This window comes from Reichenbachiella sp., assembly GCF_965223055.1.
In the GTDB taxonomy this organism is placed as follows: Bacteria; Bacteroidota; Bacteroidia; order Cytophagales; family Cyclobacteriaceae; genus Reichenbachiella.
Map to the genome: position 1 here is coordinate 580,573 of NZ_CBDCVM010000011.1, position 15,073 is coordinate 595,645.

Consider the following 15,073-nt stretch of genomic DNA (forward strand, 5'->3'; position numbering starts at 1 on the left):
CGGAAAGTTTGATTAGCCCATTAGACATATGTTGGATCGTAAGCTCAGAAATAGGCAGAGGCATAGAGGAATAGATCTGAATTCAGATCCTTTACAATTAAATGTAAAAGCGACTAGCAACTAGCGCCACACTACTTCTGACTAGCAAATCGGGAGGCGAACGCCGATGGCGAAAGTGAGTGATACTTATTGAAACACTTGGAGAAATATTTAGGGTTTTTGAAGCCTACTTTATATCCAATCTGAGAAATACTTATTTTCCCCTGTTCAAGCAGTTTAGCGGCCCGTTTCATCCTCATAGAAAGAATAAATTCATTGGGTGTCATGTCTGTCCAAGCCTTAACCTTAGTAAAGAGCATTGTCCGACTAACACCGAGTTCTTGTGCGAATAAATTCACATCCAAAAATTGATTATCAATATGTTCATCGACTATCTGAATGGCCTTTTGTAGTAGCTCCTCATCCATGGAAGAAATAGTGATTTCACTAGGAGATATAGGGTCTTCATCTTTGAACTTGGTTTTTAGATTAGCAGCGAATTTGAGCAGGTTTCGCACTTTTAGTTCCAGCTCTTTTACGTTGAATGGTTTGTTGAGATAATCATCTGCGCCTGACTCCAGACCTTCGTATTTAAAAATCAATGAAGTACGAGCGGTGAGTAAAATGAATGGAATATGACTGGTTTTGAGATGATTCTTAGCCTCCGAGCAAAACTCAATACCGTCCATCTTTGGCATCATCACATCACTGATGATTAGATCAGGCACTTCTTTGAGCGCCATATCAAGTCCCATTTGGCCATCCACGGCTTCCATTACATTGTAGTGATCCGCTAATAAACCGGCGATAAAATTTCTCACTTGATCATTGTCCTCAACCACTAAGATGGTTTGAGTATCGGCGTTTTTAGAAATTCTATCTGCAGAAAATGATTTGGTGCCTTTAGGAGTCAAAGAATCAGACACCATATAGTTTTCTAGTTGTTCACTGTCTTTGAAATCGCTGATCACTTGACCCTCAGATAAATGATCAACTCCTTTTTTCAGAGACACAGCAAAAGTGCTGCCTTCTCCTTCTGTACTCGTCACATCTATTTTGCCGTGATGCAAGTCTACAATGCTCTTGGCCAAAGCCAAACCAATCCCGGTGCCACTACTGACAGACTTACTAAACCCATCCGATTTTACTTGATAAAACCGATCAAATATTTTAGTCAGATGATTGCGAGCCATGCCATAACCATTATCCTTGATTGCCAGGGTAACATAATCCTGGGACTCATAGATTTTAATATTAATCTGACCCTTTTCAGGAGTATATTTAAATGCATTAGAAATGAGATTGTAAAGCACGCGCTCCAATTTGTCTCTATCAAAGTAGACGAGCATTTCATCAGCTTCTGCTTCGAAGGTGTATTTGAATTCTCCATTCTTGGCAAAAACTTTAAACGAAAGAAAAATCTCATTCGCAAATTTGACCAAATTGCCTTCAGCTGCTCGTAGCTGATCTTGCTGGTTTTCAATTTTTCTGAAATCCATGAGTTGATTGATCAATTTGAGTAGCTGGTTGGCACTCTGCTGCATGGTTTTCAATTTTTTATACAATACAGAGCTTCCTTTAAAATCTTCAATAATTTGATCCAACGGCCCCAATATTAACGTAAGTGGCGTTCTAAATTCGTGAGAAATATTGGTAAAGAATTGCAGTTTTAATTTGTTGAGTTCTTCTTGTTGAAGGTTCGTTTTATGCTCCAGATCAAGCTTGTATTCCAGCTGGGCCTTGCTTTTAATCATTCGATAGAGTGTCAACAACGCCACGGCAATAATGACAGCATAAGCCATAAATGCCCACAAAGAGCGCCAGGGCGCAGGATGTACCCGGATGTGTAGCTGGGTCAATTCCTTACTTTCATACCCGTCGTTATTTACACCTTTGATCTCGAATACATAATTACCTGACTTTTGGAGAGTATAAGATGCCTGAGCAATTGACGATTTATTCCAATTATTTTCTAACCCTTTGAGTCGATAGACATATTCATTCTTTTTAGGGTTCACAAAACTTGGCAATGCAAATCCAAGGGTAAAATTACCCTGATCATGTTCCAATTCGATTCGTTCGGTGGTGGTTATGGTTTGGTCAAGGATTTGGCTGTCGTCTCCAGGAGCAATCAGTTGGTTATTCACCTTAAGTGAAGTTATTCTGACCGGAGGGGTATGGGTGTTTTCAATCAATTGATTTGGGAAAAAACTACTGACTCCGTCGGGACCACCAAAATACATGGTACCATCTTCAGCAAACAACGATGAGTTGCTATTGTATTCATTGGACACCAGACCATCAGATTCTTCATATAGTTTGATCGATCTGACCGAAGGCTCATAATGTATGATTCCGCTATTAGAGCTTATCCATAGCGCTCCGTTTGTATCTTCTTCGATGGCATGAATCGTATTGCTCGTATTTTGATATCCCGAAAACACGTCGACCCATCGGAAATCGCCATTTTCAAATACATACAAGCCCGTCTCTTTAGAGCCCACCCAAATTCTCTTATCACTACTTTCAAAAATAACTCGTATGTCTTCGCCAGACTCTCTGCCTTCGTCATAAAAATACCTTTTGAAAGTATAATTCCGTTTTGCAATATTCGCTGAAGACCAATAGCACAATCCCTTTTGTGTACCTATCCAAAGATTGCCTTCTCTATCCCGGTGCATAACTCTGATTTGATCATCGGATAACGAGTGACTGTCAGCTCGGTCAGATCTAACATGCTGAATTTTTCTTGAGCTGGGCGTATAAATGTTTAGTCCGCCACCAAATGTAGCAATAACCCAAAAGTCCTTTTCATATTCAATTATATCATAAACACTATTGCTACTCAACCCGTTGCCCTGATTTACGACGAGTTTCACTTGCTCAGCATTCGTGTCAAATAGGTTCAGACCACCATCAAATGTGCAAATCCAAAGACTCCTTGCAGACATGGCAGGTCGTAAGGCTTTGATATTGTTGCTTGTGATGCCATGGCTTGCCATGGCAATTGACTTGAGGTTTTTGCTCTTGTGGTTTTGGACACTGATTCCACCTCCTTCGGTGGCAAAATAGATGTTTTCCCCTGTCTGCACGATAGAGCTTACTACATTGTACGACAGACCATGACCACCTACTTGTTGTTTGATGTTCCCAAAATTGAAATTGGCACGATCCCACATATTGACCCCACCATAATAGGTTCCGACCCAAACCGACCCATTCTTACTACAAAATATACTCTTGACTTTGTTTTCAGACAGTGAATTTTTGGCCGTAGGGATGTTAATACTCATGGTAATTGATCCATCAGAATCTATCCTATTGAGGCCGTTGTATGTGCCTACCCATAGCCTATTTTCGTGATCTACTTCGAGTGCTCTTACATTATTGTGGGTAATCTTATTTGAACCATCAGAAGCCGATAGACGCTCCAATTCATTTCCTTCACTATCCAAAACTATCAATCCATGAAATTTGGTTCCTATCCAGGTCCGTCCATCGTCTGTAAAAGCTATGGTCTGTACAAACAATGGATTGCTGTCTCTTTTCAAATCAATTCTTTCAAATGTAACCTGGCCATTTGCCTCACGAAGGATCAGATGCAACCCCTCTTCTGTCCCTACCCATGTCCGGCCCTTAGGGTCAGTTTTGACACTCCTAATAGCCCCATTGAATAATTTTGTGGAATCAGACTGGTTGGCAAAGTACTTTTGCATTTGTCCGGTTTCAGGATTCAACTGGTTTAGTCCATTAGATGTACCTATCCATAATTCTGTTGGAGAATAGGCGTCTACACTCCAAATCGTATTATTAGATAAACTATTGGGATTATCGGCATCCTCAAGGTATTGCTCGAACTTTTCTGATTTTACATCAAAAAAGTTCAATCCACTATAGGTGCCAATCCAAAGATTGCCCTTGGCATCTACTTCAATGTCCAGAATATCGTTATTACTTATACTGCTGGAATCTTCGGCTTCGTTTCTGTAGATAATAAATTGCTGGCCGTCGTATCTATTGAGTCCATCTCTGGTACCTATCCAAATCATCCCTTGATGATCCTGAGCCATTGTAATAACTGTACTCTGTGATAGGCCGTTTGCCGTGGTAATTTTGGTGAACTCCAGTACAGGTTTTTGAGCCGTGCTAGCTAGACTTGCGAAAACAAGTAGGTTGAATACAAAAATGTATCTGGAAATATCATATGCTATTTTCCTCAGTTGTTTCAACCTTTCATGTTTTTTTATAGGATCTGGCCTATAGAGTAAGATCCAATTCAGGGATTAAATTACATCATTCAATCGCTATTTCCAGAGGATTGTCCAATTGCTGTGCAAATCGACTCAAATAGGTCTCCCATTCGCCTTGATCTTCAAATTGATTGCTTTCTTTCCAGGAAAAGCCTGTGTAGTACACAGATTTCCCATCTTTTACATCCAAATTTAAATAAATGTGGCTGAGGTCTTTCAACTCTGTATTTACCACTTCACTGCCCAGAAAAAATCCTGGAGCAGCTACTATTGCTGTTGCTAAAAAGCTATCGCCATGCGGTTGATAATAACTCACCCACCCCCCTAATGAGTCTATCGTGATCTCTCCATCATTTTCGTGTAAGGTCAGACCAGCCCAAATATCATCTACACCATCTACCTGAACTACTACCTGAGTCAGGTTGCTCCCTTTATCCAGCGTCATTTTTTTTTGAAGTTTTTACCTGATTGGAATCACCCCAAAACCATGTGGCATATTCCAATGAAAATGCAGTTCTCAAAGAACCATTGGTCAAAGTATTGTAAGCGGTAAAGTTCTTGGAGGTATAAAATTGATCCTCAAATTTGACAGCAATGCCTCCACAGCCTCGGCTAATACCCACATGAAAGTTGTCCAATCCTTCACCTGAATCCACGTGATATGCGTTAGGGTCGGACTTATATTTTTTATACCACTTGTTGATAATGGGGTAATCTACTTTTTTCAGCCAACAATCAATACCACTGGTGAGGGTACCTCCAGGCTCACCGCTTTCCTTCATTTGCTGAGCCGTAGGGCCAAAAGTTCTAAAAGCTACTCTATCATTTTCCCAGGCATAATCATCCGTACGCTCAGGAACAAACCTAGAGAAGCAAGCCTTCTCACTGCTTGGGTTTTGTTCTTCAGGTGCTAATTTTTTTAAGGTATAGCTCACTTGCCCGTCAGCTGGTACACCAGGTTGAAACAAGATAGCATCCGTAGTACCGTTCTGATCCTGATCCAAATATTGGATCAATTGCAGTTGGCCAGAATCATCAGCAAGACCATAGGCCTCCACTTCTTCTCCATCTTCCAGCAACAATTGATCAGCATCAATTTGCACCACCTCATTAGTCCTTTCTATGGGTAGCTGATTGGAGATTACAATGGTTTTTTCGGTTTGCTCAGCCATACATGAGCCGAGGCAAATAGTGATGAAAAGGAATGGAATACGTATCATGCTTGTTTTTGATTATTGAATAAAGAATTAAATCAGGGTTTGAATCCGTGTCCGAACCCTGATTGTTCAGAATTAATCCTCGTTGGCAGGCTTGCCTATGGTAGCGAGAATACCGCCATCTACATAGATCACTTGACCATTGACAAAATCACTAGCCTTAGATCCTAGAAATATAGCTGCACCTTCCAGGTCAGAAGGGTCTCCCCATTTTCCAGCCGGCGTTCTGCCTACAATAAAGTCATTGAACGGGTGACCATCTACTCTAATAGGAGCAGTCTGGCTGGTAGCAAAATAACCAGGACCGATGCCATTCGTTTGAATGTTATGCTTGGCCCATTCGGTAGCCATATTTTGAGTAAGCATTTTCAGCCCGCCTTTGGCTGCTGCATAAGCGCCTACAGTGTTTCTTCCCAATTCACTCATCATAGAGCAGATGTTGATGATCTTGCCGGATTTTCTGGCGATCATACCTTTGACCACTGATTTTGAAACGATGAAAGGACTGACCAAGTCCACTTTGATGACTTGCTCAAATTCAGACACCTCCATCTCTTCCAACGGTACGCGTTTGATGATTCCGGCATTGTTGACCAAAATATCTATGTTACCTACCTCTGCTTCAATTTTAGCAATATTGGCTTGCACATCGGCTTCATTGGTCACGTCAAACTTATAGCCTTTTGCGTCGACACCTGCGGCTATATACTCTTTCAACGCATTGTCAATTTTTTCCTGAGAAGAATTGCCATTGATGACTACAGTAGCTCCGGCTTTGCCCAAGCCCATGGCCATGGCCATACCTAGTCCGTGTGTGGCACCGGTTACGAGTGCCACTTTTCCTTTTAAATTGAATAATTCTAAAGACATACGCTACTTATCTAAGTTCTTGAATAGGACAAACGTCCATATCGCCATAATCCAGATTTTCTCCGGCCATGCCCCAAATGAATGTATAGTTTGAGGTACCAGCACCAGAATGGATAGACCAGGGTGGTGAAATTACCGCCTGTTCATTTTGCATCCAGATATGTCGGGTCTCTTCTGTCTGTCCCATAAAATGACACACGGACTGCCCTTCCGGTACTTCAATGTAAAAATACACTTCCATTCTACGGTCGTGAACATGCGATGGCAAAGTATTCCAAACACTGCCTGTCTTCAACTCAGTCATACCCATTTGCAACTGACAAGTCTCTACCACACTAGACACGATCATCTGATTAACCACGCGGTGATTGGCTGTTTCCAGTGAGCCTAGCTCGATTTTGTTAGCCTCTTCTTTTGTGATTTTTTTGGAAGTAAAATGCCTGATGTGCCGGAGCAGAGTTCAAATAAAATTTAGCCGGATTCGACGAATCCTTACTTGAAAATACTACTGACTTACTGTCTTTAGCCACGTATAGGGCATCCTTGTATGAAAGTTCATAAATGGTTCCGTCTACAGTGACCGTTCCTTCACCCCCTACGTTGATTACACCAAGCTCTCTTCTGTCTAAAAAGTTTTCCGCTTTCAATGGATCGATGGCCTCCAGTGTCAAATCACCTTTGACTGGCACTGCAGATCCTGTAATGTATCTGTCGTAATGAGAATAAACCAAGACTACTTCGTCTGCAGTCATTAAATCCTCTATTAGAAACTCGCTCCTTAGGGCTGTGGTATCTTGTTTTTTTACTGCTTCTGGTGACGATGCATATCTCACCTCATATTTTACACTCATAGTTGTCATTCTTTGATTCGAGACAAATTTAATCAAAAAATACAATCGATTGTATTTTGATTGTGAGAAAGTGAATAAATTGCAGTAATGAAGAAGAAAATAACCATTCACGACCTGGCAAGAATCCTCAAAAAAGACAGCTCTACCATATCCAGAGCATTTGCCAATAGTCCGAGGGTAACCAAAAAAACCCGCGACCTCATCCAAGCCAAAGCAAAAGAACTGGGCTATTTTAGGAATACGCTTGCGTCGAACCTAAGAAGTCAAAAGACCCGAACCATAGGCGTGGTGGTACCTCATATTTCACGTTTCTTTCTCTCCACCGTCATAGCCGGCATAGAAGAAGTAGCTTTCGAAAATGACTACCGGGTAATTATCGCTCAATCGATGGATCAGATGGAAAAAGAACATAGACTGATCGATACGCTATTGTCTAGCCAAGTGGATGGCATAATCATATCTATCGCCATGGAAACGAATGAATTTGAACATCTGGAGAGAATAGCAGACCAGAAAACCCCGGTTGTATTCTTCGATCGAAAGTGTGAAGCCATACCTGCCAACAATGTGCTTATTGACGATAAAGCCAGAGCATTTGACGCTACCGAACATTTGATCTTGAATGGACGAAAACGTATTGCTCACTTTTCTGGTTTAGAAAATGTGAGTATCTACCAGGATCGGCTAGAGGGCTATCGAGAGGCACTTAGAAAGCACGGCTTGACTGAGGATCCAGCGTTAATTTTCAAAAGCCCGTTGAAATCAGAAGACGGGAGAGATTTGGCTAGCCAACTGCTTCAACTCAAGCAACGACCAGATGCCATTTTTTCGGCCAACGATATAGCGGCTATATCCTGCATGCAAGTGCTTCAGGAATCTGGGGTCGACGTACCCAAGGACATCGCCATCGTAGGATTTAGTAACGAACCCCTTGGAGCCTATACGACTCCTCCCCTGACCTCAGTAAATCAAAATCCATTAAAAATGGGCAGACTGGCTATACAAACCTTACTCCATCAATTAGAAAATCCAGAGGCCAAGACTGAGACTAAATTTATAGACTCGTCGCTGGTCATACGAAAATCTTCGTAGTCCATCGATAATTATTTAAAGTGAGTTAGTCTTCTTCGACTAAAAAGTTCCTAAAATCTTCTACCCTTTCACAGCAAATTTGCTCCATGACTTGCTGCAGCTGGGTCTTGAGCAGTCCGATGGCATGATCTCCTCCCTGAGCACCAAGCGCTGCCACGCTATACATGAAAGTACGACCAAGGAAGCTGAACTCCGCACCGCTGGCCATCGTTCGGGCAATATCAGGTCCTGACCTAAGCCCACTATCCATCATTACCTTGATCTGGTCTTTGTATGCTTTAGCAATCGACTTCAACGGATGGATGGTGGACTGACCAGCATCGAGTTGCCTTCCGCCATGGTTGGAAACAATGATACCATCCAACCCCAGCTTTACGGCCTTTTCTGCATCTTCCATGCTAGCAACTCCCTTGAGCACGATTTTGCCTTTCCACATGTCCCGTATTGGGGCAATTTTTTCTTCGTTCAGCCGACCGGAAAACGTTTGATTCATATACTGTCCCAGCTGCTTCATATCCAGGCCTTTTGGCATATAGGGCTTCAAACTCTTAAATTCAGGTTTGCCATTGATCAATGTTCTGAGGGCCCAATCCGGCCGAGCCATGATCTGACGCATATTTCTAAACGTCATCCTCGGCGGCATGGCCAAGCCATTTCTAATGTCTCGCGGACGAAATCCAAACGTGGGAACATCTGCCAGCAGCACCAATACGGGGCAGTCTGCAGCTGCGGCTCTTGCTATTAGATCGTCGCGCAATCGATCTTCTGCTGGATGATAAAGCTGAAACCAAGCCTTTCCTTCGGTCAGTTCGCTGGCACGTTCGATGTCCATGGTAGTGACCGTGCTTAGTATGAATGGTACGTTGTGCTCGTGAGCAGCTTTGGCTAAAATCTCGGGTGCCTTGGGCCACATCAGTCCCTGGAGCCCCACCGGCGCAATACCAAACGGAGCGTCATATACATGGCCAAACAATTCTGTTTTCATCTCCGAGCTCAGGTGCTTGGACAAATACTGTGGGATTAACTCGACTTCGCGAATTTCTCTTGTGTTTTTATCCAAATTTACGTCTTCATTGCACCCTCCATCCAGATACTCAAATGCGAATTTTGGTATCTTATTCTTAGCTCTTTCTCTGAGATCCTCTATCGAGGGATAATTAGAATTGTATGTCCAGCTCATGAGATTTAGTTACTCGTTCATCAATGTTTCTATTTCTTCCAAAGCTAGTGGAATGTCTTTCATTAAGTTGAGATTCTTGTCGGCCTGAATCACAATATTATCTTCTAATCGAATACCCATATGCTCTTCCGGAATATAGATACCTGGTTCCACAGTAACCACAGTGTTGGACCTCACTGGCTTATGAAAGCTTCCCACATCGTGCACGTCTAACCCCAAAAAGTGAGACGTGTTGTGTGTAAAGTACTTTCGGTAGGCAGGGCTATCCGGATTCTGGTTTTTGATATCTGTTTGATCTATCAATCCCAATTTCAGCAGCTCTTTTTCCATCACCAGTCCTACTTCTTTGTTGTATTCTGTTAGGATCACTCCCGGTCTTAGCATATCGGTTGCCTCGTTCTTTACGCGAAGTACAGCCTGATACACATCCTTTTGCCTTTCGGTGAATCGCCCGCTGACGGGGATACTTCTGGTCATGTCTGCGTTGTAATTGCCATACTCTGCAGCTACATCCATGAGCAAAATATCACCTTTCTGACACTTTTTCTTGTTTTCAATATAATGCAAAATGCAAGAGTCTCCTCCACTCGCAATGATAGGCGTGTAGGCAAATCCACGCGATTTTTGCTTGACAAACTCATGGATAAACTCTGCCTCAATTTCATACTCAGTGACGCCTGGTTTTACAAATTTCAATACTCGCCTAAAACCATCGTTGGTGATATCACAAGCCTTTTGTAACATTTCTATCTCGTGAGCCGATTTGACTGACCGTATATCATGCATAATGGGAGCCGAACGCTTGTAAGTGTGGTTCGGATACTTCTGATGGCACCAGGAATTGAATCGGTCATCTCTGGTTTCTACATCCAGCATCGCACGGGTATGCTCGTTGGCATTGATGTAAATATTTTGAGAAGCAACGACTAGTTCATTGAATACTTTTTCAAATTCAGAAAGCCATCGCACATTTTCAATGCCTGATAGGGATCTGGCTTCTTCCTTGGTGAATTTATGCCCTTCCCAAACTTTGATCAAGTCATTGGTTTCTCTAATAAAGAGTACTTCTCTTTGAGCCGGGTCAGGAAAATTTGGTCTTAATACTAAAATAGTTTCTTCCTGATCTATGCCGGTCAAATGCAGCAAGTCGTTGTTTTGCCGGAAGGCCATTACACCATCTGCATTGGTGGGCATGATATCATTTGAATTGAAAATAGCCACCGAATCAGATGCCAGGTGTTTGACAAACTCAGCTCTGTTGTTGATGTATGTTGCTTTATCCAGGGGAGTGTATTTCATCATTTTAGATTTTTGTTTAAAAACGAATATCCCCAAGGCAAAAGGTTAGACTATAGACCTTCATTACCTCGGGAATAGTTCAATGCATGATTCGCACAAGCCGAAACGGGCAGTAACCACTTGAACCAATCAAGTTCTTTTTACTGATAACGTTTTACTTTTTGCTTCGAAGTGCCGAGGCCGTTTATACCTAGCTCAACGACATCACCGTCTTTCAGATATGTAGGTGGATTTAATCCCATCCCTACACCAAACGGCGTTCCGGTAGAAATAATATCTCCGGGCAGCAAGGTCATATATTGGCTGATGTAACTGACCAGATGCGGGACATCAAAAATCAAATCTGAAGTGTCGCTATCCTGCATCATTTCGTCATTCACTTTAAGCCACAGTTTCAATTTGCCCGGTTCAGCTATTTCGTTTTTTGTTGCTATGAATGGCCCAATCGGCGCAAATGTATCAGCACTCTTGCCTTTTACCCATTGCCCACTTCTTTCGAGTTGGAAAGCTCTTTCACTCACATCATTGTGCAAGACATAACCAGCCACATGATCCATCGCATGTTTTTCATCGACATAGCTCGCTTTTTTGCCTATTACAATGGCTAGCTCTACTTCCCAGTCCGTTTTTTCACTTCCCTTAGGAATGATAATGTCATCGTTCGGTCCTACTATAGCAGAGGTAGCCTTGAAAAATAATACGGGTTCGGCAGGTATATCCATTCCACTTTCGGCCGCATGCTTGGCATAGTTTAATCCTACGCACACAATCTTGGAAGGTCGTGCCAAGGGTGCTCCTAGTCGCACAGAGGCATCCACTTTGGGTAAGGTATCTGCCTGAGTCGAAACTTGTGAGGCCAATTCGGCCAATGCGCTACCGGCGAAAAATGCCTCATCATAGTCGCTCACCAAACTGCTAACATCTACTCTGGTGTCGTCATCCAACTGAACCCCCGGCTTCTCTTGCCCTTCGGCCCCAAATCTTATCAACTTCATACTACTTCTTTTACTCTATTTAATAACTCTACTGCTTTCTCTGCGGCTAATGTTTGTAATTCTGTGATGCTACTACCGCTGTGCCAAGCCGTGTGGCTGGTCACTATCACATTTTTGGCTTTTAGAAGTGGATGGTCATTCGACAGCGGCTCTTCTTCTACCACATCCAAAGCGGCGCCAGCTATTTCTCCACTATTCAATGCTTTTGTGATATCGGTGGTGTTGATCAATCCACCCCTGCTGGTGTTGACCAGAATGCTCGTCGACTTCATTTTTTTTAGTACCTCAGCATTCACCAGATGATGAGTAGCTTCAATCAGCGGACAATGCAAACTCACTACATCGGCTTGTTGCCAGATTTCGTCGAGAGTTGCTTTTTCTACATTTAGCTCTTCAAACTGCTCGTCAGTCAATCCAGGATCAAAAGCAATTACTTTCATACCAAAGGCCTGCGCTCTACTAGCTACTCGCTGGGAAATTCGACCCAGACCTATCAAAGCCAAAGTAGATTGTCGCAAGGGTGGCAACGTCATCGGTGAGGTGATCACCCAGGTGCCCTGATTGATTCTGTCCCAGGTGGATAAAATCTGTCGTTGTGAAGCCAACATCAGAGCTATGGTATGGTCTGCTACTTCATTGAGACAGTAGTCTGGCACGTTAGCCACCGGGATACCTTTGATTTTGGCTGCCTCCAAATCAATATTGTCCAAGCCGATTCCGTACCTTACGATGCCTTTGCACTGCGTCATGGCTTCGATTGCGGCAGCTTTCACAGGTGCCCACTGTGCGATCACAAGATCGGCATCCTTTACTAATTCGGTTACTTCTTCTTCAGACGTACATTGCGCATCTACTACTGTGTGACCTGCGTCTTCCAATATTTTTCGTTCAATATCTATATTGGGAAAATTCCAATCTGTAATTGCTACTTTCATTGTCATTCGGTTTTGATTTTTCCTAGACCTGAATCAGGCCGGTCTATTTATTTAATTTCAGCCCTTTAAATAATCATGTATAATTTCTCCTTCTATCAAGGTGAATTCTCCCTTCCAAAAGCAGGCGTGTCCTTCTTCCAACACTGGCAGCCTGTAGATCGGCGCTTGCATATTTGGCCTAAGCGCAACAGAACAAGGGTCTATCCAGCTTTCAGATATATTCACATCCTTGAGCTTTCGCGAAGTAATTTGACGTATGGCAGTTTCGCCATTGATATGATTGATGACCTTATAGTTGAGGTTGACAGAAAAGTCGAAGGTCATGTCTTTAAATTCCTCAATAGAGCCTCGGTTTTGTTTGTAGGCCATGGTGCCATTGATTACTTCGATCCCATTTCGCTCCAGCGAACCGATGATCAAATCTCCATTAAAATCCACCTTGGGGTTGCCCCATTTTTTTGGCTGTCCGTGAACTTCTCTTCCCTGTGAAATGCCACCGTCGCTATTCAAAAACAAAAAGGGTGAATAGCCACCAATCGCCTTGCCTGGCAATTCGGCATCAAGCATGACATTACACTCCTGGTACTTGCCGAGATAATCGGTGTCGTTCATGTTATAGATATGAACAAGCACCCATTCGCTTCTGAGCTTGAGGGGAGCTGGTAGAAATTTTTCGGCTGCCTCTCTATCTGTTTTGTACGATAGTGTCAAAACCTCCACATCTCTAAAGGAGAATGGAAACGGAGCGGCCAAAGGGGCTCCGATCGGTGTTGACCAATGATTAATTGATTCCAATGATTCTATTTTTTATCTGACAATCTAGGCGCATGGTCTGGCGCTTCTTTTCCTACACGCTCGTAGTATTCTGCAGGCACCTTCTTAGGATCTTTGTAGACGAGCCACTTACATGGCGCTTCAGAATCAGGATTATACTCCGTCACTCTCATCGGATGTCCATAGTTTTCTATAGATAAGATTTCGTTGACCATAGTGCAGTGTGTACAGTAGTAGCTGATGTCTTTTTTACCCCAGCTCCAAGGCTGTTCTTTCTTGGTGCAGCCAAAAACCTCAGGGGTTTTTACTTCGCCTCGATCTACTCTTTGTCGAGCCACTCCGCCACTTCCGCAAGAGTCGAGCACCAAAGTATATTTTTCTTCATCTTCGATCACCTCTATATCTCCCTGTCTATCCGGTCCCATCAGGTGCCCTCTCAATCCTTCGATCGTGAGCTGGAGCTGAGTCTCTACGTCCTGCGACATGACCTTGTCATAGCGATCTTTGTAGTAGCTACCCAAAATGGATCGGTAGGCCTTTTCCAGTTCGTCTTCACCAAAATTATCAGCGATATAAGTGAAAAATGACCAAGCCCAGTTGGTAAACATATCATGCACCACTTCCCATTCGAGACGCGCATACTCAGTGATTCTTTTCGCTTCTTCTAGGTCTCCTTTTTGCATGGCTTCATAGGCTAGCGCCAGCGAAGATTTCCCGACTTCTAACGGTGGATCCTGTCTTAGATCCCTGTTGATAATATCTGATTTTGATAATTTCATTTCGTTTTTTTTTGAATTGATTAGCTGTTGAGCATGAATCCACCACAAACATTGATATCTTGTCCGGTGATAAAACTTCCTTTTTCTGATGCCAGAAATACGATCAGGTTGGCTACATCATCTGCTTCTCCCAGTCTACCCAGCGGCGTCTGCGCTGTCCACGCCTCCGCTAGTTCAGCAGAATTTTTTCCTGTGATAGGCGCCAATTCTGGATATAAATCATCCCACATAGGAGTCATGATCGGGCCTGGGCTTACGGTATTGACCCGAATGCCTTTGGCACCGTAGGCCAGCGCCATGGACTCAGAGAAATTGCTCACACCAGCTTTGGCTGCAGCATAATGTGCAGACACAGCACGTCCTTTTCGTCCCGCGTTTGACCCCAGATTGATAATAGTGCCGCCGTGATCCATAACCTCTGCTGCTCCTACGGCCACTTGGAACAAGGCCCTAACGTCAATTTCGAATACTTCATCCCACTCTTCGATGGTGATTTCGTTGAGTTTATTGAAATGACAAACACCTGCAGAATTGATTACGATATCAATTCGTCCAGTCATTGCCTTGGCTCTCTCAGCTACAGTTTTAGCACCTTGTGCATCTTGTAGATCTTGTACAAGAGCATGGTGCTCTCCGGGCAATTCCGCCAAGACTGTGTTTAGTTTTTCTTCATTTCTTTCCACACCTACAATGGTGCATCCCTGCTCAGCCAATTGCTTGGCTGTGGCTTTTCCAAACCCACTAGCTACGCCAGTGATGAGTGCCACTTTATTTTCAAATTCCAATTTCATC

At 43.1% G+C, this 15,073-nt stretch carries 12 protein-coding genes and 1 pseudogene; 1 reads left to right on the forward strand and 12 read right to left on the reverse strand.

The features are described from left to right. Positions 1-131 precede the first annotated feature (131 nt). The 5 genes and pseudogenes from ACOQO5_RS13900 to kduI all read right to left on the reverse strand — a co-directional run bounded on the left by ACOQO5_RS13900 (position 132) and on the right by kduI (position 7,227). The gene (locus tag ACOQO5_RS13900; RefSeq protein WP_420582293.1) at positions 132-4,268 is read right to left on the reverse strand and encodes a two-component regulator propeller domain-containing protein; all 4,137 of its coding nucleotides are present in this window, start codon (positions 4,266-4,268) and stop codon (positions 132-134) included. A gap of 64 nt (positions 4,269-4,332) precedes the next feature. Further along, positions 4,333-4,734, reverse strand: a complete 402-nt coding sequence (locus tag ACOQO5_RS13905; protein WP_420582294.1) for a DUF4861 family protein — start codon at positions 4,732-4,734, stop codon at positions 4,333-4,335. Beyond that, on the reverse strand, positions 4,721-5,461 hold the full coding sequence (locus ACOQO5_RS13910) for a DUF4861 family protein (protein WP_420582295.1): 741 nt from the start codon (positions 5,459-5,461) through the stop codon (positions 4,721-4,723). Before ACOQO5_RS13910 ends, ACOQO5_RS13905 begins: the two co-directional genes overlap by 14 nt. Positions 5,462-5,581: 120 nt before the next feature. Next, positions 5,582-6,376 carry a gluconate 5-dehydrogenase gene (locus tag ACOQO5_RS13915; protein ID WP_420582296.1) on the reverse strand — a complete coding sequence of 265 codons (795 nt, stop codon included), beginning with the start codon at positions 6,374-6,376 and terminating at the stop codon, positions 5,582-5,584. A 7-nt stretch (positions 6,377-6,383) separates the two neighbouring features. Further along, a pseudogene (gene kduI, locus ACOQO5_RS13920) lies at positions 6,384-7,227 on the reverse strand (5-dehydro-4-deoxy-D-glucuronate isomerase). Between the two features lie 87 nt (positions 7,228-7,314). On the opposite strand from kduI, the gene ACOQO5_RS13925 reads away from it, so the two are divergent. Beyond that, the gene (locus ACOQO5_RS13925) at positions 7,315-8,319 is read left to right on the forward strand and encodes a LacI family DNA-binding transcriptional regulator (RefSeq protein ID WP_420582297.1); all 1,005 of its coding nucleotides are present in this window, start codon (positions 7,315-7,317) and stop codon (positions 8,317-8,319) included. 25 nt (positions 8,320-8,344) lie between these two features. Here ACOQO5_RS13925 and ACOQO5_RS13930 read toward each other — a convergent pair whose 3' ends face one another. The 7 genes from ACOQO5_RS13930 to ACOQO5_RS13960 all read right to left on the reverse strand — a co-directional run bounded on the left by ACOQO5_RS13930 (position 8,345) and on the right by ACOQO5_RS13960 (position 15,072). Beyond that, positions 8,345-9,499, reverse strand: a complete 1,155-nt coding sequence (locus ACOQO5_RS13930; RefSeq protein ID WP_420582298.1) for an alpha-hydroxy acid oxidase — start codon at positions 9,497-9,499, stop codon at positions 8,345-8,347. Positions 9,500-9,508: 9 nt separating this feature from the next. Further along, positions 9,509-10,798: an aminopeptidase P family protein gene (locus tag ACOQO5_RS13935; RefSeq protein WP_420582552.1), complete on the reverse strand. Its 1,290-nt coding sequence runs from the start codon at positions 10,796-10,798 to the stop codon at positions 9,509-9,511. 140 nt (positions 10,799-10,938) lie between these two features. Next, entirely contained in the window at positions 10,939-11,793 is an 855-nt protein-coding gene (locus ACOQO5_RS13940; protein WP_420582299.1) for a fumarylacetoacetate hydrolase family protein, read from the reverse strand. Further along, on the reverse strand, positions 11,790-12,728 hold the full coding sequence (locus ACOQO5_RS13945; RefSeq protein ID WP_420582300.1) for a C-terminal binding protein: 939 nt from the start codon (positions 12,726-12,728) through the stop codon (positions 11,790-11,792). The genes ACOQO5_RS13940 and ACOQO5_RS13945 overlap by 4 nt, the downstream gene beginning before the upstream one ends. A 57-nt stretch (positions 12,729-12,785) precedes the next feature. Further along, a complete protein-coding gene (locus ACOQO5_RS13950; protein ID WP_420582301.1) occupies positions 12,786-13,523 on the reverse strand; it encodes an acetoacetate decarboxylase in 738 nt (245 codons plus the stop codon). A 5-nt stretch (positions 13,524-13,528) separates the two neighbouring features. After that, positions 13,529-14,281 (reverse strand): hypothetical protein, encoded by a 753-nt coding sequence (locus ACOQO5_RS13955; RefSeq protein ID WP_420582302.1) that lies wholly within the window; start codon positions 14,279-14,281, stop codon positions 13,529-13,531. Between the two features lie 20 nt (positions 14,282-14,301). Beyond that, complete coding sequence (locus ACOQO5_RS13960) at positions 14,302-15,072, reverse strand: SDR family NAD(P)-dependent oxidoreductase (RefSeq protein ID WP_420582303.1); 771 nt, start codon at positions 15,070-15,072, stop codon at positions 14,302-14,304. Between the last annotated feature and the right edge of the window lies 1 nt (position 15,073).